Below are 24232 nucleotides of genomic sequence, written 5' to 3'. Positions count from 1 at the left end.
ATGGGAGATAGCCAATGGCGAAGACACCCCGAATGACTGCTGCGCTGCTGCTGACCCTGGGTCTGGGGCTGGCCGGCTGCGGAGACGGCGACGAGGAGGCCACGTCCCAGGTTGAGGATACGGAATCCGCTGCCGAGACCGACGGCACGAGCGAAGAGCCTTCCACGCCGCCGCCTGCGGAGGAGGGCGCTGAGGAAGCGCAGCGAGCAGAGCGGCAGAGCGACGCCGGAGCTGCCTCGGCATCGCCGTCGGCGCAGGAGGACGAGCGGGTGCGGGAAGAGGAGGGGCAGGGAACGGAGGAAACCCCCACAGCCTCGGATCCGGACGAAGAGGACGTAGCCGATGCCGAGGCCTTGGGCGAAACGCCCGACGAGACATTGGAAGAGGGCGGCGCATTGCCCGGCGAGCCGACTCGTTCCGATGTCGAGGCCATTATCGAGGAGACCGAGCGCCGCTTCGAAGAGGCACAGCGACGTATCGACGAACAGTTCGAAGAGGTCGAGCGCGACGCACCAACGCTGGAGCCTATGGAAGGATCGTCAGACTTCGAGTCGAGTCTCGAGCCCATGGAGGAGGACGACCGCAGCACCTCGTCCATCGACGAGGAGGCGGAGCGTCGTGGTGAGACCACTCAGTCGGATATCGATGCGTTGCTGGAAGAGACCGAGCGTCGCTTCGAAGAGGCGCAGCGTCAGCTCGACGAGCAGTTCGAGGAGGCGGAGCAGAGTGAGCCGGGAGGCGACCTTCCGAGGATCGAGCCCGAGCCGCAAGCCGAATCCGCTACCGAGCCCGAAGCGTCCCAATCCGAAAGGCGGACCCGGACCGAACCCGAATCCTGAATCCGTAGCTGGCTTGTGCTGGCCAGAAGGAAGGAGCACGAAAAAGGCCCACCTTGCGGTGGGCCTTTCGTATGGCTGCCCGGCTGGAGATCATGAAGCCGGGTCGGATCGAACGAGGCGATGCCTCAGTTGGCGATCCGGATATTGGAGGCCTGAAGGCCTTTCTTGCCCTGGGTTACGTCGAAGGTGACCTTCTGACCGTCCTGCAGGGTCTTGAAGCCTTCAGCCTGAATCTCGGAGAAGTGGGCGAACAGGTCATCACCGCCGTCGTCCGGAGAGATGAAACCGTAGCCCTTGGTATCGTTGAACCACTTGACAGTGCCAGTTGCCATTGTCGATTTTCCTTACTTACAGATTGATCGTGCTGGGCACTCGGCGATGCCGGGCCCGAAGTGCGTGGGCAAGAGAAGAAAAGTGCGCTTCGGGTGTATCGACAAAGCGAAATACAACGGACGACTTTCCACTTGCAGGCCAACGCAGCGGTTTGCGCGATGGGCCGAAGGGGCATTTAATGCTACCTGCTCCAGCCAATGCGGTCCGCTCAATCCACTGTAGATAGAAAATATCGGAGCGTCCAGAGAATCCCATTGCTCTGATTGCGCCATGCCGTTTTCGGCACGACATCGCGCCAAGTCGCCGCGGCATGCGGCGGGTGCGAGCTTGCCACACCGACACCCTAGCGGAGGTAACCCCCATGTTGGATTCTCAGTTCTGGCCTTTCCTGATCGCCATAACGCTACTGTCCATGACGCCTGGGGTCGATACCTTGCTGGTGATCCGCAACACCGCGCGTGGCGGGGTTCGCGACGGCGTTCTCACCAGCGTGGCGATCTGCTGTGGCCTGTTCGTCCATGCCACCGTTTCGGCCCTGGGGATATCGCTGATCCTGTTGCAGTCGGCATGGGCTTTCGGGCTCCTCAAGCTGGCCGGGGCGGGCTACTTGATCTGGCTGGGCATTTCGGGGTTGATGGCGGCCTGGCGCGGCTCCGGCCTGCCCATGGCGGCCATAGGGGGCGAGCGCCAGCCCATACCGGTATGGCGCCCGCTGCGTGAGGGGCTGCTCTCCAACGTCCTCAACCCAAAGACCGTGGTCTTCTACATGGCTTTCCTGCCCCAGTTCATCGCCCCGGGCGACCCCGCGCTGATCAAATCGCTGTTCCTGGCCGGCGTCCACTTCGTGATCGCCAACCTGTGGCAGATCGCCATCGTCGTGACGGTAGGCGGCGCGGGGCGCTGGCTCGGCAGCCGACTATTCGCCAGGGCTTTGAACGGCGTGACCGGGACGGTATTGATCGCGTTCGGCGTCAGGCTGGCGCTCGAACGTCAGCCTGGCTGAGCGCCGGGACGCAACAGGCCTCGATGCCGCCGGGGGCCTGTCGCGGAATGCCTTTCTCCGATTCAGTTTCGGGCCAGCAGCGAGGCGTCATAGCGCATGGTGGTCTCCGCATCGCTGAGCATGACGACCCCTTCGGTGCTGCCGCCGTTGGCCAGGCTTTCGAAGATCACCCGATAAGAGAGTACTGCCTGAACGTAGTCGCGCGTCTCGCGGAAGGGAATGGCCTCGACGAACAAGTCGAACTCCTCCGGTGCGTCACGCAGCCAGCGGTCAACCCGTCCGGGGCCGGCGTTGTAGGCCGCGGCGGCGGCCAGGCGGTTGCCGCGGTAACGGTCGACCATGTCGCGAATGTAGGTGCTCCCCAGGCGAATATTGAGCTCCGGGTCGAGAACGCCGTAGGGGCCGGGGTCGTTGATGCCGAGCTGCCGACTCAGCAGGGTCGCGGTACCCGGCATCAGCTGCATCAGGCCGCGTGCCCCAGCCGGTGACAGTGCCTCGGGGTTGTAGGCGCTCTCGCGGCGGGCGATACCCATCAGCAGGAAGGGGTCGACGCCATTGCGCTGCCCCCAGTGCAGGAAATGCTCGCGGTAGGCCTCGGGGAAGCGCCAGTCCAGTGCATCCCAGAGCTGGGCGGTTATGGTGGTCTGCACCAGCCGCGCGTGCCAGCCACGACGGGCTGCGTAGTCGGCCAGCGCTCGGATCTCGCGCGGCGAGCCGTTGGCCACGGCATGCAGCCATTCGCTATTGGCCAGGCCTTGCTCGCCGATGCGTTCGAGTGCCTCGGTGCGCTGTACGGCTGGCCACGTCTCCACCTGACGCTGGAAGTCCTCGTCGAAACGGCTGCGCTCCAGGTTCAGCGAGTAGGGACGATCGATGCGATCGGCGGCGGCGAAGCCGAAGAAATTGCGTTCCTGCGCCGCCTGGGCATAGGCCACTTCGGCCTGCTCCTGATTGCCCAGCTGCTCATGCGCGCGTGCTTCCCAGTACTGCCAGCGGCTCTCGTTGCGCACCTCCTCGGGCATATGCTCGAGCCACTGCAACACGCCGGACCAGTCGCGGCTGGCGAGTGCCTGACGAACACGCAATTCGAGCACGCGCGGCGTGGCGATCCGGGGCAGCGCCTCGTCGACCCAGCCCTGGTTGTTGGCGACATCGCGCACCAGCGAGTAGAAGGCCAGATCCTCCTCGATGGCGTGCCGGTGTTCTTCCTCGATCGGCAGGTGCGCGGCGATCTTGCGCCATGCTTCGAGCGCCGCCTCGGTGTCGGCGCGAGTGAAACCGTACATGGCAGCGGCAAACAGCGGGCCGCTGCCGAGGCACTCGGGGCCGATGCAGGTCGGCACCCGGGTAATGGCGGCATAGTCGCGCTGAAGCCGATCCACGGCGTCGAGACCTTCCTGCCAGCGGTCGTCGAGCTGTCGGCCCAGGTAGCTGACGAGACCCGTCTCCCCCTGCTGCCAGGCCAGCATCTTGCGCTGCCAGATATCGAGTTCGCCGATCTCGCCGTTCGCGCGAAGTTGATCGAAAAGGGTGTCGCAGGCCGAGGGCTGGGAGTGGCCCACATTCCATAGCGAGCGGCCGCCTTCTGCCGCCACTTGCGGGTCGCCGCCGAGCAGCGCCGTATAGTAATGACACTGTCGTTCGGTACCGCTGGGTTCGCCGTCCGCCACGGCGAGCAGGCTGCCGTAGCGACCGGCCTCGCCGTAGCGGCCGATCGCCTGGCCGCGCATCCATGCCGCCAGCGGCGAGTCCCGATGACGCTCGATGAAATCAAGCACCTCGCCGGGCTCGGCCTGCGGTAGCCGTCCGCGCAGGCGGTGATACTCCACATAGCCGGCCAGGGGGTGATCGGCAAGGGCGGTTACATCGACCCTTTCCCACCGTTGGGCACGGGCATCGGCCAGGGCGTCGCGTATGGCACGGTCGTCGGCCTGGCCGACCAGCGGCAGGCAAAGCAGGGTAGCGATGACCAGGAGGCGGCGGTGCCGCAGGTACTGCCTCAGGCGGAGCATCGGCGACATGGAGATTACCTCGTTCAGTTCGCGAGCGGTGTTGGCGACATGGTGGCCGATCGACACCGGCTTGAGAAGTGTCGTCCCAACCGATATGTAGTGCGAGATAGGCGTCCGGCCGGGGATCGCCTATCGTGAGAGATCATATTGCCGTTCCGGCGAAATGAGGAGGGATACGAAGAGTGAAACCTTGGAATATCGTGGGGCGGTTGCGCCGCCGCTCGCGGGTACTGGGCCAGATCGCACGCGCCCTCAAGCTTTTCGTGCCCATGTGCCGCGACGTGGTGAAAGGCCGCTACCGGCCACCGCCCTGGGCGGCCTTCGGCTGGATGCTGGCGGCGTTGGCCTATCTGATCTCGCCGCTGGACCTGATTCCCGACTGGCTGCTGCTGATCGGTGTCGTCGATGACTTTGTCATCGTTGGCTGGCTGCTGACTCGTGTCGATCGCAGCCTGGACGCCTACCGCACCTGGCGGGGGTTGCCCGTCGCAGGGGAGGGGGACGACGAAGGGCAGTTTTGATACGATCGTTTGAATCCGCCCCTTGCGAGGTCTCGCGATGCCCAATGCATCCCCCCCTACCGCCGACGAATGGCGAACCGCCCTGACGCGCTTCGTGACCGTGATACCGCATACCCGAGGGCTGGGACTCGACGTCGTTTCCGTCGATCCGCCTGAGGTGATCATGCGCCTGCCGTGGCAAGACGCGCTGCTCGGTGACGTTGAGCGCGGACTCGTTCACGGCGGAGTGTTGACCATGCTGCTCGATACCGTATGCGGTTCCGCCGTGCTTTGCGGCCTGCCCGAGCCCGAAGTGTGCCCGACGTTGGACCTGCGGGTCGACCACTACCGACCGGCGGTGGCTGGTATGGCGATTCTGGCCGAGGCGCGTGTGGTCAGGGTAACCGCCTCGATGGTCTTCACCGAAGGTACGCTGTGGCAGACGCCCGGGCGAACGATCGCCCGAGGGATCGGCAACTTCGTACGCCTGGGAGCACGTAATACTCCGCCAGGATTCGGCGAGGCGCTGTTCGGAGATGCGGACCATGCATGAGGGCTTCCACGATGTGGCCTGGCTGGCCAGGACCCGGGCCGAAGGCGATGTGACGGCCTGGCTGGAGCGTCTGCCCTACGCCCGTCATATCGGCGTCAGCGCTACACCCGACGACGCGGGAGAAGGCGAAGGGCTGATCTATCAACTCGAGCCGCACGAGCACAATGTCGGCAATATTCTGCTGCCGGCGCTTCACGGCGGCGTGGTGGCGGCGTTCATGGAAACCGCGGGCACCCTCGACCTGATGATGGCGACCCGCGAGCCGCGGTTGCCGCGCATCGTCGACTTCTCCATCGATTACCTGCGTACGGCTCGGGTCGTGCCCACCCACGCCCGCTGTCGGTTGCTGCGTGAAGGGCGGCGGCTGGCCAACGTCCAGGTCGTGGCCTGGCAGGAAGCGGAAACGCTGCCGGTGGCCACGGCGCGTTTGCACTTCGTATTGGCCACTCCCGACGAAGACGCTTGAAAAGCCCGGTTCGGTCCCCATATCGCTGAACAGTTTCAAAATGGCGACGTTCAGACGTCGCCTTGCGTTCAAGCCATGAGGTGACCGTTCCATGTCCACGACCGCTCACGAGGAAACCCTAGGGTTCCAGACCGAGGTGAAGCAGCTGCTGCACCTGATGATTCACTCCCTGTATTCCAACCGGGAGATCTTCCTGCGCGAGCTGATTTCCAACGCCGCCGATGCCTGCGACAAGCTGCGCTATGCTGCGCTCGACAATGACGCTCTGTATGAAGGCGACAGTGAGCTGCGCATCGAGATCGAGCACGATTCAAAAGCCGGAACCGTGACCGTGCGCGATAATGGCATCGGCATGGACCGCGACGAGGTGATCAAGAACCTCGGCACTATCGCCCGCAGTGGCACTGCCGAATTCCTCAAGCAGCTCAGCGGCGAGCAGCAGAAGGACGCGCGCCTGATCGGCCAGTTCGGGGTGGGCTTCTACTCCAGCTTCATCGTCGCCGACGAGGTAACGGTGCGTACCCGCAAGGCGGGCAGCGACAAGGATGCGGGCGTCGAGTGGCGCTCGAAGGGCGAGGGCGAATTCACCGTCGCCGACCTTGAGCGCGAGGCGCACGGTACCGAGATCGTCCTCAAGTTGAAGAAGGATGCCAAGGAGTTCGCCGATGACTTCCGCCTGAGAAGCCTGGTGCGCAAGTACTCCGACCATATCGAGGTACCGGTGCGCATGCCCAGGGTCGAGACCGCCAAGGACGACGACGGCAACGAGATCGAGGGCAGCGAGGTCACCTCCTGGGAGACCGTCAACGAGGCCACCGCGCTGTGGGTGCGTCCCAAGAGCGAGATCTCCGACGACGAATACAAGGCCTTCTACAAGCATGTGGCCCACGATTTCGCCGATCCGCTGACCTGGAGCCACAACAAGGTGGAGGGCAAGCTCGAATACACCAGCTTGCTTTATGTACCGGGGCGCGCGCCGTTCGACCTTTACGAGCGCGACGGGACTCGCGGTGTCAAGCTCTACGTCCAGCGCGTTTTCATCATGGACGACGCCGAGCAGTTCCTGCCGCTCTACCTGCGCTTCATCAAGGGGGTGCTTGACACTCGTGAGCTGTCGCTCAATGTCTCCCGTGAACTGCTGCAGCAGGATCCCAAGGTTGAGAAGATCAAGGGCGCGCTGACTAAGCGGGCGCTGGACATGCTAAAGAAGCTGGCCAAGGACAAGGAGGCGTACCAGACCTTCTGGAACACCTTCGGCAGCGTGCTCAAGGAAGGTCCGGCCGAAGACTTCGCCAATCGCGAGAAGATTGCCGGATTGCTGCGCTTCTCCACCACTCAAACCGACAGCACCACCCAGGACCAGTCGCTGGCCGACTACGTGTCGCGCATGAAGGAGGGCCAGGAGAAGATTTATTACATCGTCGCCGATGGCTTCAATGCCGTGAAGAACAGTCCGCATCTCGAGATCTTCCGCAAGAAGGGCATCGAAGTGCTGCTGTTGCACGATCGTATCGACGAGTGGCTGATGAGCCATCTCCACGAGTTCGATGGCAAGCGCTTCGTCGACGTGGCCAAGGGAGACCTCGACCTCGGCGAGATCGAGGGCGAAGAGGAGAAGAAAGCCCAGGAAGAAACCGCCAAGGCCAAGGAATCGCTGGTCAAGCGGGTTAGGGAGTCGCTGGGCGACACGGTGCAGGAGGTCAAGGTGACCCACCGCCTCACCGACTCGCCGGCCTGCGTGGTGCTGCCCGAGCACGAGATGGGCTACCAGATGCGCCGCATCATGGAAGCCGCAGGGCAGAAGATGCCGGAGGTCAAACCGATCCTCGAACTCAACCCCGATCACGCTCTGGTGGAGCGGCTCGAGGCTACCGAAGGCGAGCGTTTCGACGATCTGGCACGGGTGCTGCTCGATCAGGCGATCATCGCCGAAGGCGGCCATCTCGACGACCCGGCCGCCTACGTCAAGCGACTCAATGCCCTGTTGAGCGCCTGATGTGATAACCCGCCACGATGCGGTTTTACCAAGACGACAGGCCGCCTTCGGGCGGCCTTCGCATGTCCTACATCGCGTCCTGTTTGACGCTTGACGTAAACGTCAATTTGCCGCTTTTTCCGAAATTTCAGCCGGATAGTGCTACATTCAGGGTTTGCCGATCGGCTGCGCTGCTGTTGTGCAATGCGGTAGTGTCAGGTATGAATACTTGGACTGACCTATGCAGGATTTCAATAACCATAAGGGAGATCCATCGTGAAGATTGGTGCACCCAAGGAGCTCGCCAAGGGAGAGGCGCGCGTTGCGCTGACCCCTGAAAGTGCACAGCATATCCGCAAGCTTGGGCATGAATGCCTGATCGAGAGCGGTGCCGGAGTCGCCGCCGGCTTCGATGACGACGCCTATCGCGCCGCGGGTGTCACGGTGCTGGAGAGCGCCGAGGCGCTCTGGCATGAAGCCGAGGTGGTGATCAAGGTCCGCGAGCCCAGCGAGGAGGAGGCCGAGCGACTGCGCGAGGGCCAGACACTGATCTCCTTCTTCTGGCCGGCACAGAGCGAGGCATTGCTCGAGCGCTGTCGCGCACGCGGGGCAAGCGTCATCGCCATGGACATGGTGCCGCGCATTTCGCGAGCGCAGAAGATGGATGCGCTCTCCTCGATGGCCAACATCGCCGGCTATCGTGCGGTCATCGAGGCGGGAAACAATTTCGGACGCTTCTTTACCGGCCAGATCACCGCCGCCGGCAAGGTGCCACCGGCCAAGGTGCTGGTGATCGGCGCCGGCGTGGCCGGTCTTGCCGCCATCGGTACCGCGACCAGCCTGGGCGCCGTCGTGCGCGCCTTCGACGTTCGCCCCGAGGTCGCCGAGCAGATCGAGTCGATGGGGGCCGAATTTCTGTTCCTCGACTTCGATGAAAACCAGGATGGCTCCGCCACCGGCGGCTACGCGGCGCCCTCGAGCCCCGAGTTTCGCGAGAAGCAGCTCCAATGCTTCCGCGAGCAGGCGCCCGACGTTGATATCGTCATCACCACCGCTCTGATCCCCGGCAAACCGGCACCCAAGCTGTGGCTCGAGGATATGGTCAAGGCGATGAAGCCTGGCTCGGTAATCATCGACCTGGCCGCCGAGAAGGGCGGCAACTGCGATCTGACGCGCCCCGACGAGCGGGTCGTCAGCGACAACGGGGTGATCGTGGTCGGCTATACCGACTTCCCCTCGCGCATGGCGACGCAGGCCTCGCTGCTCTACGCCACCAACATCCGTCACATGCTCACCGATCTGACTCCGGAGAAGGATGGCAAGATCGTCCATGACATGGAGGATGACGTCATTCGTGGCGCCACGGTGACCCACCAGGGCGAGATCACCTTCCCTCCGCCGCCGCCCAAGGTAAAGGCGATCGCCGCGGCGAAGCCGAAGCCCAAGGAGAAGGAGCCCACTCCCGAGGAGAAGCGGGCCACCGAGATCGCCGCCTTCAAGGCCCAGACCAAGCGTCAGGCAACCCTGCTGGGCGTCGGTGGCCTGTTGATGCTGCTGCTCGGTCAGGTTGCGCCCGCTTCATTCATGCAGCACTTCATCGTCTTCGTGCTGGCCTGCTTCGTCGGCTTCCAGGTGATCTGGAACGTCAGCCATTCGCTGCATACGCCGCTGATGGCGGTGACCAACGCCATCTCGGGGATCATCATCCTTGGGGCGATTTTGCAGATCGGCTCGGGCAATGGCCTGGTGGTATTCATGGCGGCCATTTCGGTGCTGATCGCCACCATCAATATCGTGGGCGGCTTCCTGGTGACACGCCGGATGCTGGCCATGTTCCAGAAATCGTAAGCGGCGGAGACAACACATGCTGAGTCAAGGATTCGTGTCTGCCGCGGCGATTGCGGCAAGCGTGCTGTTCATCCTCTCGCTGGGGGGGTTGAGCAATCAGGAGAAGGCCAAGCGGGCGGTGTGGTACGGCATCATCGGCATGGCCGTGGGTGTGTTCTTCACCGCCTTCGGGCCGGGCATCGGCGCCTACTGGGTAATGATCCCGATGATGATCATCGGCGCGGTGATCGGTGCCTACGTGGCTAAAAAGGTCGACATGACCGAGATGCCGCAGCTGGTCGCGGCACTCCACAGCTTCGTCGGTCTGGCGGCGGTGTTCGTGGCCTGGAGCGCCGACCTCGAGCGTCGTCGCGTGCTGGCGGCCCGGGCCGTGGAAACGGGCACCGAGCAGTTCTCGGCCTTCGCCGCCCTGGTCGCCACCAAGGCGCCGGACGAGCTGATGTTTCTGCAGATCGAAGTGGTGCTGGGCGTGTTCATCGGGGCGGTGACCTTCACCGGCTCGGTGATTGCCTTCGGCAAGCTGGCCGGCAAGGTCGACGGCAAGCCGAAACAGCTGCCCGGCGGTCATCTGCTCAACGCCGGCGCCGCGGGACTCTCGCTGCTGCTGGCCATTCTCTATCTCAACGGCGCCGGTTTCTGGACGCTGCTGTTCATTGCCACGCTGGCGTTCTTCATCGGCTATCACCTGATCATGGGCATCGGCGGCGCCGACATGCCGGTGGTGGTGTCGATGCTCAACAGCTATTCCGGCTGGGCGGCGGCGGCCATCGGCTTCACGCTCTCCAACGACTTGCTGATCGTCACCGGCGCCCTGGTGGGCTCTTCCGGCGCCATCCTGTCGTACATCATGTGCAAGGCGATGAACCGCAACTTCGTCAATGTCATCCTCGGCGGCTTCGGCGGCAGCCAGGGACCGGCAGCGGAGATCGAAGGCGAGCAGGTGTCGATCGACGCGGGCGGTGTGGCGAGTGCGCTCAACGATGCCGACAGTGTGATCATCGTGCCGGGCTACGGCATGGCCGTGGCCCAGGCGCAGAATGCGGTGAGCGAGCTGGTGCGCAAGCTGCGTACGGCGGGCAAGGAGGTGCGTTTTGGTATCCACCCGGTGGCGGGTCGCCTGCCCGGGCACATGAACGTGCTGCTGGCCGAGGCCAAGGTGCCGTACGACATCGTGCTGGAGATGGATGAAATCAACGACGACTTCGCCAGCACCGACGTGGTGATCGTCATCGGCTCCAACGACATCGTCAACCCCGCTGCGCAGGAGGATCCCAACAGCCCCATCGCCGGTATGCCGGTGTTGAAGGTGTGGGAGGCCAAGCAAGTATTCGTCTGCAAGCGCGGTCAGGGAACCGGCTACTCGGGTATCGAGAACCCGCTGTTCTTCAAGGAGAACACGCGCATGTTCTATGGCGATGCCCGTCAGAGCATCGACTCGCTGCTGTCGCAGATCGACTGAGGGGAACGCGAGCGCGCCATCCCGGCGCGCTCCACCCTTCGAGCGGGCCCCTTCGGGGGCCTTTTTTGGTTACACTTTCCTCGTTCTCTTGCGTTCATCGACCGATTCGCGGGGCAGACATGTCAGAACAACCCATGCGGGTGGCGGTGCTGGGCGGCGGCAGCTTCGGCACCGCACTCGCCAGTATCGCCGCCGACAACGGAGCCGAGGTGCGCCAATGGCTGCGCGACCCCGAGCTGGCGGAGCAGATCAATCGAGAGCACCGCAACTCGCGCTATCTGCCGGACTACGTCATCAATCCGGCAGTGAGTGCCTCGAGCGACATGGGCGAGGTGCTTGCCGACGCCGAACTAGTGCTGGTCGCCATTCCCTCCAAGGCCTTTCGCGACGTCGTGCGCCAGGCTCGGTCCTGGCTGCATGCGGAGCAGATCCTGGTGAGCACCACCAAGGGCATCCAGGAGGAGGGCTTCAAGCTGATGAGTCAGATCCTCGAGGAAGAGACTGGCTTCACGCACATCGGCGTGATCTCGGGCCCCAATCTGGCCACCGAGATCGCCCAGAAGCAGCTCACCGCCACCGTGGTGGCCAGCGACGACCCGCTGACCCGTACTCGGGTGCAGCAGGCGCTGGGCTGCGGCTATTTCCGCGTCTACGCCAGCAACGATCGCTACGGTGTCGAGCTGGGGGGGGCGCTCAAGAACATCTACGCCATCGCCGCCGGCATGGCCGCCGCGCTGGGCATGGGCGAGAACACTCGCAGCATGCTGATGACCCGCGCGCTGGCCGAAATGGGCCGCTTCGCCGTGAGTCTGGGTGCCAACCCCATGACCTTTCTCGGGCTCGCCGGCGTGGGCGACCTGATCGTGACCTGCTCGTCGCAGCTATCCCGCAACTACCGTGTCGGTTACGCCCTGGGCCAGGGCAAGAGTCTCGACGAGGCGGTCGAGGCGCTGGGCCAGGTCGCCGAGGGGGTCAACACGGTACGCCTGGTGCGCGACAAGGCGCATCGGGAGGGGGTCTACATGCCGCTGGCCGAGGGACTCTATCAGGTGCTGTTCGAGGGCGTGCCGGCACGCGAGATGGCGCGCATGCTGATGCGTGGCGAGCAGAGCAGCGACGTCGAGTTCCTGCTCTCGCGCGAGGATGTGCAGCAGGCCCATCGTCGCGTCGAGGCGAACGAGGCACGGCGTAAATGAGCCGTCTTTTGATCATGCGCCATGGCGACGCCGCCCCCGGTTTTCCCGATCACGCGCGCGAGCTGACCTCGCGCGGCCATGTCGAAGCGGGGCGCGTGGCCGACTGGCTCCGGCAGGAGAGGCGGGGAAAGGTGCGCCTGCTGTCGAGCCCCTATCGGCGTGCCAGGCAGACGGCCGAGCATGTGGCCGCGGCCCTCGGGAGCTCCGTGGAGACACTGCCCTGCCTCACGCCGGACGATCCACCAGTTGCAGTGGCCGACTGGCTGTTGCGAAACGAGACGGACGACACCGTGTTTCTGGTCAGCCATATGCCGCTGGTCGGAGCGCTGACCGGCCTGCTGGTCGAAGGTCGCGCCGACCGTGGCCCGGGTTTTCCCACCGCCGGCGTAGTCGAACTCGAGAGCGACGTCTGGGCGGCGGGTTGCGCCTCGCTGCTGCGCTTCATCGCACCTCACGATATTCCCGGATACGGAGCGAGACCATGAGCTTCATCGTCAACAACCGCGTCGTCGTCAAGCCGGGCTTCGAGGAGGATTTCGAGGCCCGCTTCTGCGCCCGCGCCGGCGAAATCGACAAGCAGCCGGGTTTCGTCGCCATGCGGGTGCTGCGCCCGGTGGGGCATCAAGCGCCCTATGTGGTGGAAACCGAGTGGGAGAGCCAGGATGCCTTTCGCGCCTGGGTGGGGAGCGACGATTTCAAGCGCGCCCATGCCAATCCCATGCCCAGGGAGGCCGTGGGCGAGGGCGGTGGCCTCGAGCAGTTCGAGGTCATCATCCGGGCCGGCCGCTAGGCGCCACGCATTCTAGCCTAGACCCAGCCCACGACGCGGAGCAGGAACACGCCAAGGGTGATGGTCAGGCTGGCCAACAGCGTGGTCAGAGCGATGATGTTGGCGGTGAGGATGGCATTGCCGCCCATCGCCTTGGCCATCACGAAGCTGGCCGCGGCCGTGGGGCTGGCGAAGAACAGGAACAGCACGCCCAGTTCGCGGCCCTCGAAACCGACCAGCCGAGCGGCCAGCGTGGTCAGCAGCGGCAGGGTAACCATTTTCATCAGGCTGGCGCCGGTGGCTAGTCTTCCGGAGGCCTTGATCGAGCCGAGCGACAGGGTGGCGCCGATGCAGATCAGCGCCAGCGGCAATGTCAGCGAGGCGAAATATTCGCCGGAGGTCATCAGCCAGCCGGGCAGGCGCAGTTCCAGGGCGGCGACCGGTACGGCAGCCATGACCGCCAGGATCAGAGGATTTCGGGCGATGTGGCCGATGATGCTGCGCCAGTTGGTGCGCGGGCCTTCGCGGTAGGTGGCCAACGCGATCACCGAGAAGACGTTGTAGGTCAGGATCACTACACCGAGCAGCAGGCCACCGGCGGAAAGGCCGTAATCACCGTACATGCCGGCCGCCAGCGCCAGCCCGACGATGCCGCAGTTGCCGCGAAAGGCGCCTTGCACGTAGACGCCCCGGTCGGCCCTGGGCACGCGCAGGATCGCCCAGCCCCACGCCGTCAGGAAACTGCCCAGCGTGGCCAGGGCGAAGAACACGAGCAGGGCGGGGTTCAACGTGGCGTCGAGGTCGGCCTTGATGATGCTGAGGAAGATCAGCGTCGGCATTGTCGCCTTGAATACCAGGCTCGAGGCGGTGGCAATGAAGGCCTGGTCGATCCAGCCCAGGCGTTTGAGCGCCAGCCCCAGGAAGACCATGGCGAAGACCGGCAGGGTAATCTCGAGGGTGCCGAGAAAAAGTTCATACAGACCCATGTCAGCGGGCCAGCCACAGACCGACGATGAGCGCGGCGAACACGGTGATCCAGAAAAGGCGGTTGCGCACGCGTGTGTCGCGGGGGGATCGGGGCATGTCAGGACTCCAGAATGAAGCGACCGGCATGGGCCGGAGGTCGACTTGGCGAAATAGGGTAAACCCGTTAGCCTGCTATCGCCACTGGCGGCCCGCCTCGCCCGCAACCGGAATCCCATCATGAAAGACACCTCGACTCTCCGACGACCGCGACTCGTCTTCGCCCATGCCAACGGTTTCCCCGGCATGAGCTATCGCAGTTTGCTGGCCCCGCTACATGAACGCTTCGACATCCATCCGGTCGATCGCCTGGGCCATCACCCCGACTATCCCGTCGGGCCCAACTGGTTGGCGCTTCGCGACGAGCTGCTCGATCACGTGATGGGCGACGAGGGGCCTGTCATCGGCGTGGGGCACTCCATGGGCGGCGTGCTGATGGCCATGGCGGCGGAACATGCTCCGCAGCGCTTCCGCTGCGTGGTAATGCTCGATCCGCCGCTGATGCTGGGGCTCGATGCCTGGAGCATGAAGATGGCCAAGCGCTTTGGCTTCGTCGATCGAGTGACGCCGGCAGGCAAGAGCAAGGGGCGGCGCGCGGCGTGGCCCGACCGTGATGCCATGGCCAACCACCTGCGGCGCCGTGGCCTGTTCCGCCGCTTTACGCCCGATGCCCTGCATGACTACATCGAAGGCGGGACCCGGCTGCGCGAGGATGGCACCGCCGAGCTGATCTACGATCCAGCGATCGAGACCGAAATATTCCGCCACCTGCCCGATCACTTGACTCGGTTGCCGCGACGCTTGCACGTGCCATTCGGCGTGCTGGCCGGCAGCGACTCCGACCTGATCACGGCGAAGCGCCGTCGGCGCCTGGCCGCCCACGGCATCCCGCTGGCGCTGGTGCCGGGAACCCACATGTTTCCCATGGAGCATCCCCAGGAGACGCGCGACGCGCTGCTGACGATGCTCGATGAACTACTGGAGGCCCGGCCATGAGGGCGCCGCAAGCGTTGACCCTGGCTGGTGGACGTCTGGCCGCACTCGCCTGGGGCGAGGAGCGGGCGCCGACCTGGCTGGCGCTGCACGGCTGGCTGGACAACGCCGCGAGCTTCTCCCGGCTGGCGCCGCTGCTTGTCGAGCGCCTCGGCATCAGACTTGTCGCCATCGATTTCGCCGGGCATGGTCACTCCGCTCACCGCGAGGGCGACTACGCGCTGTGGGACTACTGCCACGACTTGCTCGATGCGGCCGATGAGCTGGGCCTCGAAAGGCTATCGCTGCTGGCCCACTCCATGGGTGCCGGGGTGGCTTGTCTGACGGCGGCGGCCCTGCCGGAGCGGATTGCAAGACTGGTGCTGATCGACGGCCTGGGGGCCGTCACCACCCCGGCCGAGGAGAGCGCCGAGCAGTTGCGCAAGGGGCTGCGCGCGGCACGTCGGCAGAAATCGCCAGCGCCGCGCTATCCTGATGCCAATACCGCCGTGGCCGCCCGCGTGGCGGGCGGGGTGACGCCCATCGATGCGACGACCGCGACGCCGCTGGTAGAGCGCAATCTGCTGTACGAAGCTGACGGTCATGTGCGGCTACGCACTGACGGCCGCTTGCTGTGGCCCTCTCCGGTACGGCTGACACCGGAGCAGGCCTTGGCACTACTGGGCGCCATCCGGGCCCCGGCGCTGTTGATCGAGGGGGAGGGCGGTATCCTGGGCGAACGCGACATGGCACGCGCCGCCCGGGCAGCGGTATCGGAGCTGTCGCGCCGAGTGCTGCCGGGCGGGCATCATTTGCATCTGGAGCCGAACGGGGCGGCGGCGGTGGCTGAGGCGGTCGTCGCCTGGACGAAGTCGGCGCAGCACTGAGGAGACGGCATGAGCGACAAGCGGGCGAAGGAGCTGGGCAAGCGCGTGGCGCTGACTCTGGGGAGCGGCGGGGCACGCGGCTATGCCCATATCGGCGTGATCGAAGTGCTGGAGGCGCGGGGCTACGAGATCGTCGCCATCTCCGGCTGTTCGATGGGTTCCGTTATCGGAGGCGTCTACGCCGCGGGTCAGCTCGAGGCTTACCGCGACTGGGTCTGTCGGCTCGCCTATCTCGACGTGCTCAAGCTGGTCGACGTCACCTGGAGCCCGATGGGGGCCATTCGCGCGAGCAAGGTGATGAGCAAGTTGGAAGAGCTGATCGGCGATGTCCTCATCGAAGACCTGCCGATTCCCTTGACGACCGTTGCCACCGATCTGGCCCGCCAGCGCGAGGTGTGGTTCCAGTCAGGCCCGCTGCTGCGCGCGATTCGCGCCTCCATCGCTATTCCGGGGGTCATCACACCGGTGCATATCGGCGGGCAGACCCTGGTGGATGGCGGCTTGCTGAACCCGCTGCCGATCACGCCGACCGTCTCGTCGCACGCCGACCTCGTGCTGGCGGTCAACGTGACGGCCCATAGTGCTCATCCGGTGGCGTTGAACGATTTGCTACCCGACGACGAGCGGGAGCCGGACAGCGACGAGGCAGAACCGAGGGGTGGCTGGATGGATGTCCGCGGTGCCACCCGCAGATTGTGGGAAGGGTTCGGCAGCGGCGAAGTCAGCGAAGCCGACACCCCCGTGAGGCCGGCCAGCAGCCGGCGGGCCTGGGGGCGGCTGGACATGATCCTTGCCTCGTTCGATATCACCCAGGCGTCGCTCGCCAAGTACAAGATCGCGGGGTACCCCCCCGATATTTTGGTCGAGGTGCCCAAGACGGTCTGTGGCGCCTTCGAATTCCACCGTGCCGACGCGTTGATTCGCCTGGGTCGGCATCTCGCCATGGAAGCGCTGGATCGCTACGAAGGACGCAGCCACAGCGGTGGCGGCGGCAGCGGAGCGTCGGTAGTCGAGCCCCCACAAATGCCGGCCGAGCGCAATTCGGGCGAGGGCTAGGCGTTCAGCCCGCGTCGACGCAGCAGCACGTAGACGGCGCCGGTGCCGCCGTCGAACTCTTGGGCCGAGCAAAAGGCCAGCACCATGGGCCACTCCCGCAGCCAGGCGTTGACATGGCTCTTGATCACCGGATAGTCCGCCGTGCTGCCCCATGCCTTGCCATGTACCACCAGCACGCAGCGCATGCGACTGGCAGCGGCTTCATGCAGGAAACTCTCGAGCTCCAGGCGTGCCTCATCGAGGGTATGGCCGTGCAGATCGAGGCCCGCCTCCCAGGCGATCTGGCCGCGCTTCAGCTGGCTGCGGGTACGGTAGGGCAGGTCGGGCAGGGCGAAATCGAGGAATTCGGAAGGCCGTACCGGTTCGACCCGCCCGTCGCTGGTGCGACTGGGGGTATCGGCACCGTCGGCGGCGACTGCCGCTGCGCGCCGCTCCGCTGCCGCAGGATCGCGCCGGCGAGGCCGCCCGGGGTCGGCGCGATTGACGGCGATGGGACGTACGCCGGCCTCGCGCAACGCCTGGCGGAAGGCGTTGACGTCGTCGTCGGTGTCGTCGGGCGGGCGGCGTCGGTTCATGCAGGGCTCATGCGCTAGGGTCGAGCGGCCAGTATAGCGACCTGCGCGTGGCTGTGAACCGCCTGCCGCCACGGGTACAATCGGAGCATCGTTTCGTAACCGACCCCGCAGGACTCCCGTGGCCAACTCCGTTCCCGTTTCTCGCTCGACGCTGATTCTCGATGACGAGGCGCTATGTCGCGACCTCACCACCCTGCGCGACTTCCTGCGCTGGGCCGCCAGCGAATTCCACCAGGCCGGCCTGTTCCATGGTCACGGCACCGATTCGCCCTGGGATGAGGCGGTTGCCCTCACGCTGGGAGCGTTGCACCTGCCGTGGAACGTCGATCCGGCGGTACTCGATGCCAGGCTGCTTCCCATGGAGCGAGCGCGCATCGTCGCGTTGGTACGCGAGCGCATCACCACCCGGCGGCCGCTGCCGTACCTGCTGGGCGAGGCGTTCTTCGCCGGCTTTCCGTTCGACGTCGACGAGCGCGTGCTGATTCCGCGCTCGCCCATCGCCGAGCTGGTCGAGACGGGATTCGCCGCCTGGTTCCCCGAGGAACCGCCGGCACGGGTGCTCGATCTGTGCACGGGCTCGGGCTGCATCGGCATCGCCACGGCACTGCACCTGCCCGGCGGCGAGGTGGACCTCGCCGATATCAGCGCCGACGCCCTGGCGGTGGCGAAGCAGAACATCCAGCGGCACGACGTCGGCCTCCGGGTGCGGGCGGTTCTCTCCGACCTGTTCGCGGGCCTGGCGGGGCAGCGCTACGACCTGATCGTCTCCAACCCGCCCTACGTGGATGCCCGCGATCTCACCACCATGCCGGCCGAGTACCGCCACGAGCCCGAGCTGGCGCTGGGAGCCGGATCGGACGGCCTGGACATCGTGCGTCGCATCTTGCGCGAGGCCCGCGACCATCTCACCGACGACGGCGTGCTGATCGTCGAGGTGGGGAACTCCGACCGTCACCTGGAGGCCGCCTTTCCCGAGGTGCCCTTCCTGTGGCTCGACTTCGAGCGTGGCGGTCAGGGCGTGTTCGCCCTGACCGCCATGGAACTCGACGCCCATGCGGCGTCCTTCGCCTGATCCACCTTTCAGATATCGGGAGGCACGTCCATGTCCGGCAACACCTTCGGCAAGCTTTTCACCGTGACCACCTTCGGCGAGAGCCACGGCCCCGCGCTTGGCGCCATTGTCGACGGCTGTCCGCCGGGGCTGGCACTCAGCGAGGCGGATCTGCAGCATGACCTGGATCGCCGCCGCCCCGGAACCTCGCGTCACACGACACAACGGCGCGAACCCGATCAGGTACGCATTCTTTCCGGTGTCTTCGAAGGGGTGACCACCGGCACGACGATCGGTCTTTTGATCGAGAACACCGACCAGCGATCCAAGGATTATTCCGAAATCAAGGATCGCTTCCGCCCCGCGCATGCCGATTACACCTACCATCACAAATACGGTATTCGCGATTACCGCGGCGGCGGTCGTTCCAGCGCTCGTGAAACCGCCATGCGCGTCGCGGCCGGCGCCATCGCCAAGAAGTACCTGGCTAGCCGGGGGATCACGGTGCGTGGTTACATGAGCCAGCTCGGCCCGCTCGAGATCGACTTCAAGAGCTGGGCGGCGGTCGACGACAACCCTTTCTTCTGTCCCGACCCCGAGCGCGTGCCCGAGCTCGAAGCCTTCATGGACCAACTGCGCCGCGACCAGGATTCGGTGGGAGCGAAGATCACGGTGGTCGCCGAAGGGGTGCCGCCGGGGCTGGGAGAGCCGGTGTTCGACCGCCTGGATGCTGAACTGGCTCATGGACTGATGAGCATCAATGCGGTCAAGGGCGTGGAGATCGGCGACGGTTTCGCCGCGGTGGCAAGCCGCGGCAGCGAGCACCGCGACGAGATGACGCCGGAGGGATTTCTCTCCAACCATGCCGGCGGCATACTCGGCGGCATCTCCTCCGGTCAGCCGCTGATCGCTCACCTGGCGCTCAAGCCGACCTCCAGCATCACCGTCCCGGGTCGCAGCATCGACGTGAGTGGCAATCCGGTCGAGGTGATCACCAAGGGGCGCCACGACCCCTGCGTGGGTATTCGCGCCACGCCGATCGCCGAAGCCATGGTGGCGCTGACGCTGATGGACCACCTGCTGCGCCATCGTGCGCAGAATCCTGATGTGCGCGTGAACACCCCGATACTGCGTTGAGACTGGCGTCGTATTGCTACACTGAAAGGACACTCAAGCAAGGTATCGCCATGAAGATCAACGTCGAGTTCGACCTGACCCCCGAGGAGTTCCGCCGTTCGCTGGGCCTGCCCGATGTAGAGGCGTTCCAGCAGGAGTTGCTGGACCGGATCCAGAAGCAAATGGAGTCCGGCGTTGAGGGGTACGATCCCATGAGCCTGATGCAGCCTTTTCTTCAACAGGGCCTGCCCCAAGGGATGAGCCAAGGGCTCTCTCAGGGATTGGCCAGCTTCGGCACTTATCAGCAGATGATGCTGGATATGCTGCGCCAGGCCGGCAGCCGAATGGGCAAGCCGCGGGAGTCGGACGAATCCGGAGCAGCGGAGGAGGGGTCGGAAAGCCGGGCGAAATCGGAAAAACCGACTCGTGCGGCCAGCGCGCGTTCGCGCTCGCAGCGAGGCGAGTGAACTGTATGGGCGCCATCTTGTCTGGGTGAAAGAACGTTGCAGGGCGAGCCTGTGCAGGCTACGCTTTGTGCGGTGCAGCATACGGGTCGCGTAAACGGCCGCGTGATGTTCTGCGCCCGCATGTTCCCGGTTCACAGGAGGTTAACCCCATGCAGGACAAGATGCTCGACAACTTCAATCAGCAGACGCGCCAGTTCTTCGAACCGATGCGCAAGCTGAACTCGCTGATGCTCGGCAATATGGAAAAGATGACCGAGTACCAGCTCGAGGCGATGAAGCGCTACAGCCAGATGGGCGCCGAACGCATGCGCCGCGCTTCGGAAATCCAGGATGCTCGCGACCTGCAGGACTTCGGGGCGAAGCAGGCCGAGATGATGAGCGAACTTTCGCGACAGATGATGGAAGACGCCCAGGCGCTGGGCGAGATGAGCCAACAGTTCCGCAGCGAGCTGGAACAGTTGTTCGGTGAAGTCAGCCAGCAGGTCACCGAACGGACCCAGGAGGCCGGCGAGGCGGCCAAATCGACGGCCGCATCGGCGAAAGCCGAGGCGCCGACAGCCAAGGCCGAAACACCGGCCAAGGCCACCAGCCAGGCTTCGCGCAAGAGTTGAGCACAGCGCCTTCCAGGTGGGCATGGCCGTCGCCATGGGCTTGTGCCGAGTTCCATGGCGACGGTGGGTCGGTCGTCGCGACGATTCGCAGAATAGGAGAGGGGCCAATGCAGTCAGTCGAGGGTCTGTCCCAGGTCGAACTGGACGAATGGAACGAGCAGCTTCAGGAGATCGGCCAGCACTATCAGGCCTTGATGCACGAGTTGCTCGAACGCATGGCACCCGATGCGGCGGCCGACTCCATCCAGGCCGACATGCGAGAGGCCTTCCAGGCCGGCGCCGAGGCGCTGATGCGCAACCCGCAGCTGCTCTGGCAGACCCAGGCGCGGCTGGTCCAGGATCAGTACCAGCTCTGGCAGCAGGGGCTGAGTGCAATGGCCGGCGAAGCGATCGAGCCCTTGGTGAAAGCCGCCAAGGGTGACCGCCGCTTCAAGGACGAGGCCTGGCAGGAGGAGCCCTACTATCGCGCCATCATGCAGCAGTACCTGCTGTTCTCCGGGGCGGTGGAGGAGCTGATCGATCGGCTAGAGGGTCTGCCCGAACAGCAGAAGCGCAACCTGGGGTTCTATGCCCGGCAATTGGTAAACGCCATGGCGCCGACCAACTTCATCACCACCAACCCCGAAGTCATGCGTCGAACCATGGAAACTCGGGGCCAGAACCTGATCGAGGGTCTGGCTCAACTGCGCCGTGACCTGGCCAACTCCGCCGACGGTCTCAACGTGGCCATGACCGATCGCAGCGCTTTCGAAGTGGGGCGCAACATTGCCGTTACCCCGGGCTATGTGGTCTACGAAAACGAACTCATCCAGTTGATCCAGTACACGCCGACTACCGAGAAGGTGTACAAGACGCCTCTGCTCATCGTGCCGCCGTGGATCAACAAGTACTACATTCTCGACCTTCGCCAGGACAACTCCTTCGTCAAGTGGTTGGTGGATCAAGGGCATACCGTGTTTCTGATCTCCTGGCGCAACCCCGGTCCAGAGCAGCGCGATCTGACCTGGGCCGACTACATGCAGATGGGTCCGATCGCCGCCATGGAAGCGATCGAGCAGGCCTGCGGCGAGAAATCGGTGAATCTGGTCAGCTACTGCATCGGCGGAACCCTGGCGGCTTCCACCGTGGCTTACCTCACCAGCACCCGGCGCGGCCGCAAGATCAAGTCGGTGACCTACATGGCCACGCTGCAGGACTTCCGCGACCCTGGCGAACTCGGCGTGCTGCTCAGCGAGCCGATCCTGAAGGGCATCGAATCGCGGATGGAGCAGGACGGCTATCTGGATGGCCGCTCGATGGCCTACACCTTCAACCTGCTGCGCGAGAACGATCTGTTCTGGTCGTTCTACGTCAACAACTATCTGAAGGGCGAGAATCCGGCGGCCTTCGATCTGCTCTACTGGAACACCGACGGTACCAATCTGCCGGCCGGTACCCATGGCTGGTACCTGCGTCACATGTACTTGGAGAACCGCATGGTGGAACCCGGCGGCATCGAGCTCGACGGTGTCAAGATCGACCTGCGCAAGATCTCCACCCCGAGCTACTTCGTCTCCACCCGCGAGGACCATATCGCCAAGTGGAACAGCACCTATTACGGTGCTCTCCTGCCCAAGGGACCGGTGACTTTCGTGCTCGGTGGGTCCGGCCACATCGCCGGCGTCGTCAATCCGCCGCACAAGAGCAAGTATGGCTACTGGACCAACGATGAGCTGCCGCCGGATCACGAGGCGTGGCTGGAAGGCGCCGATTACCACGAAGGCTCGTGGTGGCCGCACTGGCAGCGTTGGATGACCGAGGCGGGATACGCCGATGCCGACAAGATGGTGCCCGCACGACAGCCGGGAGAGGGGCAACTGCCGCTGCTGGAAGAGGCGCCGGGGCGCTACGTGCGCATGACCATTCCCGAAGTGCTGGGCGAGGTGGCGGCGAAGGAGAGCTGAAACGTTCCCGCCCGTCCGGATACGTCGAGGCCCGCTGATGCGGGCCTCGTTGCGTCGTGAGTCAGGGCTGGGCGTCGTCGGGAACCAGAGCCCGGCGCCGCCGAGGCAAGCGCAGGCCGGGCAACAGCAGCAGGCCGGCGAGCAACCAGACAGGCCAGCTTCCGGTGCGAGTAAATGGGGTCAAGCCCTGCATCGGCACGGCTTCGGCGCGCAGGGCTACGGTCTCGAACTGGGGAGCGCGGGCGATGATGCGGCCCTGGGGATCGATGACGGCGGTGACACCGTTATTGGTGGCGCGAATCACGTAGCGACCGTTCTCCAACGCGCGCAGGCGTGCCATCTGCAGGTGCTGAAGCGGCCCAATCGATTCGCCGAACCAGGTGTCGTTGGACACCGTCAATAGCAGCTCGGCTTCACGCGCTCGGTTGGCCACCAGGTCGGCATAGATGATCTCGTAGCAGATGGCGTTGCCAAGGGTGGTGCCGACGGCACGAATCGGTGGCTGGCCCGAGGGTCCCGGCGTCATGGCTGGCATCGGCAGGTCGAAGAAGGCGATGGTGCCGCGTAGCCAGCGCTCCAGGGGGAGGTACTCACCGAAGGGAACCAGATGCGCCTTGCGGTACTCACCCTCGGCGTTGCCCAGGCCGATTACACTGTTGTAGTAGAGCCCGCGTCCCTCACGCTGGAGGATGCCGGTTAACAGAGCGCTGCCCGGCTCCAGGTGGGTCTGGGCCCTGGCCAGGAGCGGTTCGGCTTCATCCTCGAACATCGGCAGGGCGGCCTCCGGCCAGACGACCAGGTCGGCGCCCTCGGCATGCTCACGGGTCATCTCGAGATAGGTGTTGGCGGCGGTGCGTTGCCCTTCGGGAGTCCACTTGATCAGCTGTGGCAAGTCGCCCTGGAGCAGCGCCACGTGCAGCGGATCGCCCGCTGGACGGGTCCAGTCTACGGGCAACAGTAGTGGTGCAATCCAGAATGCGGCTACCGGCGCCGCCGCCCACCAGCGCCGACGCAGAAACTCCACCCCCAGCGTGCCCGAGAGCACGGTAATCAGCGACAGCGCATACACGCCACCGATGGGCGCCCACGCGGCCAGCGGTGAATCAACATGGGCATTACCCAACAGCAGCCAGGGGAAGCCGGTAAACAGCCAAGTGCGCAGCCATTCGCCCAGCACCCAGGCGCCCGCGAAGGTGAGGAAAGCCAGGCGTGGTCCGCACATCAAGCGATAGAGCCACAGCGTGACGGCAAAGAGCAGCGCCAGGCCGACCACGAAAAGGCCGGTCAAGAATACTGCCAAGGGAACGCCGGTATAGCCGTAATCATGAATCGAGACGTAGACCCAGGAAGCGCCCGAGCCGAACAGCCCGACGCCATAACACCAGCCCAGCAGTGCCGCCCGGCGGGGCGAGAGGGGCTGCACGGCCCAGTAGACCAGCCCCGCCGCCAGCGGACCTAACCACCACAGCTCATAGGGGGACGCGGTCAGTGTGGTGAGCACCCCGGCAACCAGCGCGGCCAGATAGCCGATGGCCGGAGAGAAGCGGGTTTGAGACATGCGGGTTTCCTTGCGCTGGC

Annotated in this window: 24 protein-coding genes; 19 read left to right on the top strand and 5 right to left on the bottom strand. The window is 64.9% G+C overall.

Going from position 1 to position 24232, the window contains the following annotated elements; all coding sequences use genetic code 11:
• The first annotated feature begins 14 nt into the window (after window positions 1-14).
• Window positions 15-839, top strand: a complete 825-nt coding sequence (locus tag CYJ07_RS02440; protein WP_156085464.1) for a hypothetical protein — start codon at window positions 15-17, stop codon at window positions 837-839.
• Between the two features lie 125 nt (window positions 840-964).
• Here CYJ07_RS02440 and CYJ07_RS02435 read toward each other — a convergent pair whose 3' ends face one another.
• The gene (locus CYJ07_RS02435) at window positions 965-1171 is read right to left on the bottom strand and encodes a cold-shock protein (RefSeq protein ID WP_104202088.1); all 207 of its coding nucleotides are present in this window, start codon (window positions 1169-1171) and stop codon (window positions 965-967) included.
• A 362-nt stretch (window positions 1172-1533) separates the two neighbouring features.
• On the opposite strand from CYJ07_RS02435, the gene CYJ07_RS02430 reads away from it, so the two are divergent.
• Window positions 1534-2175 carry a LysE family translocator gene (locus CYJ07_RS02430; protein WP_104202087.1) on the top strand — a complete coding sequence of 214 codons (642 nt, stop codon included), beginning with the start codon at window positions 1534-1536 and terminating at the stop codon, window positions 2173-2175.
• Between the two features lie 62 nt (window positions 2176-2237).
• Here the strand turns inward: CYJ07_RS02430 and CYJ07_RS02425 are convergent, their stop codons facing one another.
• Entirely contained in the window at window positions 2238-4196 is a 1959-nt protein-coding gene (locus tag CYJ07_RS02425; protein WP_231489507.1) for a transglycosylase SLT domain-containing protein, read from the bottom strand.
• A gap of 173 nt (window positions 4197-4369) precedes the next feature.
• Here CYJ07_RS02425 and CYJ07_RS02420 point away from each other — a divergent pair, with 173 nt between their 5' ends.
• The 9 genes from CYJ07_RS02420 (at window position 4370) to CYJ07_RS02380 (ending at window position 12974) form a co-directional block, all read left to right on the top strand.
• The gene (locus CYJ07_RS02420) at window positions 4370-4708 is read left to right on the top strand and encodes a YkvA family protein (protein WP_231489506.1); all 339 of its coding nucleotides are present in this window, start codon (window positions 4370-4372) and stop codon (window positions 4706-4708) included.
• Window positions 4709-4745: 37 nt separating this feature from the next.
• Entirely contained in the window at window positions 4746-5240 is a 495-nt protein-coding gene (locus CYJ07_RS02415) for a PaaI family thioesterase (protein WP_104202086.1), read from the top strand.
• Window positions 5233-5706 (top strand): PaaI family thioesterase, encoded by a 474-nt coding sequence (locus CYJ07_RS02410; RefSeq protein WP_104202085.1) that lies wholly within the window; start codon window positions 5233-5235, stop codon window positions 5704-5706. Before CYJ07_RS02415 ends, CYJ07_RS02410 begins: the two co-directional genes overlap by 8 nt.
• Window positions 5707-5797: 91 nt before the next feature.
• Window positions 5798-7702, top strand: coding sequence for a molecular chaperone HtpG (htpG, locus tag CYJ07_RS02405; protein WP_104202084.1), 1905 nt, complete (start codon window positions 5798-5800; stop codon window positions 7700-7702).
• 255 nt (window positions 7703-7957) lie between these two features.
• Window positions 7958-9529: a Re/Si-specific NAD(P)(+) transhydrogenase subunit alpha gene (locus tag CYJ07_RS02400; RefSeq protein ID WP_104202083.1), complete on the top strand. Its 1572-nt coding sequence runs from the start codon at window positions 7958-7960 to the stop codon at window positions 9527-9529.
• 16 nt (window positions 9530-9545) lie between these two features.
• Complete coding sequence (locus CYJ07_RS02395) at window positions 9546-10988, top strand: NAD(P)(+) transhydrogenase (Re/Si-specific) subunit beta (RefSeq protein ID WP_104202082.1); 1443 nt, start codon at window positions 9546-9548, stop codon at window positions 10986-10988.
• Window positions 10989-11107: 119 nt separating this feature from the next.
• Complete coding sequence (locus tag CYJ07_RS02390) at window positions 11108-12184, top strand: NAD(P)H-dependent glycerol-3-phosphate dehydrogenase (RefSeq protein WP_104202081.1); 1077 nt, start codon at window positions 11108-11110, stop codon at window positions 12182-12184.
• Complete coding sequence (gene sixA / locus CYJ07_RS02385) at window positions 12181-12669, top strand: phosphohistidine phosphatase SixA (RefSeq protein WP_104202080.1); 489 nt, start codon at window positions 12181-12183, stop codon at window positions 12667-12669. Before CYJ07_RS02390 ends, sixA begins: the two co-directional genes overlap by 4 nt.
• Window positions 12666-12974, top strand: a complete 309-nt coding sequence (locus CYJ07_RS02380) for an antibiotic biosynthesis monooxygenase family protein (protein WP_104202079.1) — start codon at window positions 12666-12668, stop codon at window positions 12972-12974. The genes sixA and CYJ07_RS02380 overlap by 4 nt, the downstream gene beginning before the upstream one ends.
• A 17-nt stretch (window positions 12975-12991) precedes the next feature.
• Here the strand turns inward: CYJ07_RS02380 and CYJ07_RS02375 are convergent, their stop codons facing one another.
• Window positions 12992-13939 (bottom strand): AEC family transporter, encoded by a 948-nt coding sequence (locus tag CYJ07_RS02375; RefSeq protein WP_104202078.1) that lies wholly within the window; start codon window positions 13937-13939, stop codon window positions 12992-12994.
• Window positions 13940-14156: 217 nt separating this feature from the next.
• Between CYJ07_RS02375 and CYJ07_RS02370 the strand changes: the two genes are divergently transcribed.
• The 3 genes from CYJ07_RS02370 to CYJ07_RS02360 are packed head-to-tail and all read left to right on the top strand — an operon-like array spanning window position 14157 to window position 16891.
• Window positions 14157-14972 carry an alpha/beta fold hydrolase gene (locus CYJ07_RS02370; RefSeq protein WP_104202077.1) on the top strand — a complete coding sequence of 272 codons (816 nt, stop codon included), beginning with the start codon at window positions 14157-14159 and terminating at the stop codon, window positions 14970-14972.
• Complete coding sequence (locus tag CYJ07_RS02365) at window positions 14969-15835, top strand: alpha/beta hydrolase (protein WP_104202076.1); 867 nt, start codon at window positions 14969-14971, stop codon at window positions 15833-15835. Before CYJ07_RS02370 ends, CYJ07_RS02365 begins: the two co-directional genes overlap by 4 nt.
• Window positions 15836-15844: 9 nt before the next feature.
• Entirely contained in the window at window positions 15845-16891 is a 1047-nt protein-coding gene (locus tag CYJ07_RS02360) for a patatin-like phospholipase family protein (RefSeq protein WP_104202075.1), read from the top strand.
• On the opposite strand, the gene CYJ07_RS02355 is transcribed toward CYJ07_RS02360, so the two are convergent.
• The gene (locus CYJ07_RS02355; RefSeq protein WP_104202074.1) at window positions 16888-17466 is read right to left on the bottom strand and encodes a Smr/MutS family protein; all 579 of its coding nucleotides are present in this window, start codon (window positions 17464-17466) and stop codon (window positions 16888-16890) included. The genes CYJ07_RS02360 and CYJ07_RS02355 overlap by 4 nt on opposite strands.
• A gap of 118 nt (window positions 17467-17584) precedes the next feature.
• On the opposite strand from CYJ07_RS02355, the gene prmB reads away from it, so the two are divergent.
• The 5 genes from prmB to phaC all read left to right on the top strand — a co-directional run bounded on the left by prmB (window position 17585) and on the right by phaC (window position 22654).
• Window positions 17585-18538 (top strand): 50S ribosomal protein L3 N(5)-glutamine methyltransferase, encoded by a 954-nt coding sequence (gene prmB, locus CYJ07_RS02350; protein ID WP_104202073.1) that lies wholly within the window; start codon window positions 17585-17587, stop codon window positions 18536-18538.
• A gap of 30 nt (window positions 18539-18568) precedes the next feature.
• Entirely contained in the window at window positions 18569-19654 is a 1086-nt protein-coding gene (gene aroC / locus CYJ07_RS02345) for a chorismate synthase (protein WP_104202072.1), read from the top strand.
• 50 nt (window positions 19655-19704) lie between these two features.
• On the top strand, window positions 19705-20100 hold the full coding sequence (locus tag CYJ07_RS02340; RefSeq protein WP_104202071.1) for a DUF6489 family protein: 396 nt from the start codon (window positions 19705-19707) through the stop codon (window positions 20098-20100).
• Between the two features lie 149 nt (window positions 20101-20249).
• Window positions 20250-20711, top strand: a complete 462-nt coding sequence (locus tag CYJ07_RS02335; RefSeq protein WP_104202070.1) for a phasin family protein — start codon at window positions 20250-20252, stop codon at window positions 20709-20711.
• Window positions 20712-20818: 107 nt separating this feature from the next.
• Entirely contained in the window at window positions 20819-22654 is a 1836-nt protein-coding gene (gene phaC / locus CYJ07_RS02330) for a class I poly(R)-hydroxyalkanoic acid synthase (protein WP_104202069.1), read from the top strand.
• 61 nt (window positions 22655-22715) lie between these two features.
• Here phaC and lnt read toward each other — a convergent pair whose 3' ends face one another.
• On the bottom strand, window positions 22716-24212 hold the full coding sequence (gene lnt / locus CYJ07_RS02325) for an apolipoprotein N-acyltransferase (protein WP_104202068.1): 1497 nt from the start codon (window positions 24210-24212) through the stop codon (window positions 22716-22718).
• Window positions 24213-24232: the final 20 nt, after the last annotated feature.

The sequence above is a fragment of the Billgrantia saliphila genome (assembly GCF_002930105.1).
GTDB classification, from domain to species: domain Bacteria; phylum Pseudomonadota; class Gammaproteobacteria; order Pseudomonadales; family Halomonadaceae; genus Halomonas; species Halomonas saliphila.
This window is presented reverse-complemented; position numbering and strand designations above follow the sequence as displayed.

Excerpts from the sequence above, each read along its gene's own strand:
- CYJ07_RS02440 (WP_156085464.1), top strand. The coding sequence starts at position 15 with ATGGCGAAGACACCCCGAATGACTGCTGCGCTGCTGCTGACCCTGGGT.
- CYJ07_RS02435 (WP_104202088.1), bottom strand. The coding sequence starts at position 1,171 with ATGGCAACTGGCACTGTCAAGTGGTTCAACGATACCAAGGGCTACGGT.
- CYJ07_RS02430 (WP_104202087.1), top strand. The coding sequence starts at position 1,534 with ATGTTGGATTCTCAGTTCTGGCCTTTCCTGATCGCCATAACGCTACTG.
- CYJ07_RS02425 (WP_231489507.1), bottom strand. The coding sequence starts at position 4,196 with ATGTCGCCGATGCTCCGCCTGAGGCAGTACCTGCGGCACCGCCGCCTC.
- CYJ07_RS02415 (WP_104202086.1), top strand. The coding sequence starts at position 4,746 with ATGCCCAATGCATCCCCCCCTACCGCCGACGAATGGCGAACCGCCCTG.
- CYJ07_RS02410 (WP_104202085.1), top strand. The coding sequence starts at position 5,233 with ATGCATGAGGGCTTCCACGATGTGGCCTGGCTGGCCAGGACCCGGGCC.
- htpG (WP_104202084.1), top strand. The coding sequence starts at position 5,798 with ATGTCCACGACCGCTCACGAGGAAACCCTAGGGTTCCAGACCGAGGTG.
- CYJ07_RS02395 (WP_104202082.1), top strand. The coding sequence starts at position 9,546 with ATGCTGAGTCAAGGATTCGTGTCTGCCGCGGCGATTGCGGCAAGCGTG.
- CYJ07_RS02390 (WP_104202081.1), top strand. The coding sequence starts at position 11,108 with ATGTCAGAACAACCCATGCGGGTGGCGGTGCTGGGCGGCGGCAGCTTC.
- sixA (WP_104202080.1), top strand. The coding sequence starts at position 12,181 with ATGAGCCGTCTTTTGATCATGCGCCATGGCGACGCCGCCCCCGGTTTT.
- CYJ07_RS02380 (WP_104202079.1), top strand. The coding sequence starts at position 12,666 with ATGAGCTTCATCGTCAACAACCGCGTCGTCGTCAAGCCGGGCTTCGAG.
- CYJ07_RS02375 (WP_104202078.1), bottom strand. The coding sequence starts at position 13,939 with ATGGGTCTGTATGAACTTTTTCTCGGCACCCTCGAGATTACCCTGCCG.
- CYJ07_RS02370 (WP_104202077.1), top strand. The coding sequence starts at position 14,157 with ATGAAAGACACCTCGACTCTCCGACGACCGCGACTCGTCTTCGCCCAT.
- CYJ07_RS02365 (WP_104202076.1), top strand. The coding sequence starts at position 14,969 with ATGAGGGCGCCGCAAGCGTTGACCCTGGCTGGTGGACGTCTGGCCGCA.
- CYJ07_RS02360 (WP_104202075.1), top strand. The coding sequence starts at position 15,845 with ATGAGCGACAAGCGGGCGAAGGAGCTGGGCAAGCGCGTGGCGCTGACT.
- CYJ07_RS02355 (WP_104202074.1), bottom strand. The coding sequence starts at position 17,466 with ATGAACCGACGCCGCCCGCCCGACGACACCGACGACGACGTCAACGCC.
- aroC (WP_104202072.1), top strand. The coding sequence starts at position 18,569 with ATGTCCGGCAACACCTTCGGCAAGCTTTTCACCGTGACCACCTTCGGC.
- CYJ07_RS02340 (WP_104202071.1), top strand. The coding sequence starts at position 19,705 with ATGAAGATCAACGTCGAGTTCGACCTGACCCCCGAGGAGTTCCGCCGT.
- CYJ07_RS02335 (WP_104202070.1), top strand. The coding sequence starts at position 20,250 with ATGCAGGACAAGATGCTCGACAACTTCAATCAGCAGACGCGCCAGTTC.
- phaC (WP_104202069.1), top strand. The coding sequence starts at position 20,819 with ATGCAGTCAGTCGAGGGTCTGTCCCAGGTCGAACTGGACGAATGGAAC.
- lnt (WP_104202068.1), bottom strand. The coding sequence starts at position 24,212 with ATGTCTCAAACCCGCTTCTCTCCGGCCATCGGCTATCTGGCCGCGCTG.